Annotated in this window: 1 protein-coding gene; it reads right to left on the bottom strand. The window is 67.5% G+C overall.

The genetic code is table 11. The features are described 5' to 3' along the window. Positions 1-644 (bottom strand): acyl-CoA dehydrogenase family protein (locus DIE06_RS37940; protein WP_185733589.1); only part of this gene is annotated, 644 nt, incomplete at both ends.

Below are 644 nucleotides of genomic sequence, written 5' to 3'. Positions count from 1 at the left end.
TGACGCTCGACTTCGTAATCGGCGAGGTAGCCGTAGCCGCCGTGGATCTGGATCGCATCCGAACACACGCGCTCGGCCATCTCGGACGCGAACAGCTTCGCCTGCGACGCTTCCGACAGGCACGGCAAGCCAGCCGTGCGCAGCTTCGCCGCGTGATGCACGAGCAGGCGCGCCGCGTTGATCTGCGTGGCCATGTCGGCGAGCTTCTGCTGGATCGCCTGGTGCTCCGCGATCGGCTTGCCGAACTGCACGCGCTCGCCCGCATAGCGGCGCGCCTTGTCGAACGCGGCACGCGCGATGCCGAGCGCCTGTGCGGCGATGCCGATGCGCCCGCCCTCGAGGTTCGACAGCGCGATCTTCAGCCCTTCGCCGCGATTGCCGAGCAGGTTCTCTTCCGGAATCGCGCAGTTCTCGAACGTGATCGGGCACGTGTCCGATGCGCGGATGCCCATCTTCTTCTCGGGCTTGCCGACGATGAAACCCGGCGTATCGGTCGGCACCAGGAACGCGGAAATGCCGCGCTTGCCGGCTTCCGGGTCGGTCATGGCAAAAACGATCGCGACGCCGGCGCGCTGGCCGTTGGTCACGAACTGCTTCGCGCCGTTCAGCACCCACTTGCCGTCGCGCAGCTCCGCCCGCGTGCG

The sequence above is a fragment of the Burkholderia sp. Bp8998 genome, from assembly GCF_003854235.1.
Taxonomy (GTDB): domain Bacteria; phylum Pseudomonadota; class Gammaproteobacteria; order Burkholderiales; family Burkholderiaceae; genus Burkholderia.
This window is presented reverse-complemented; position numbering and strand designations above follow the sequence as displayed.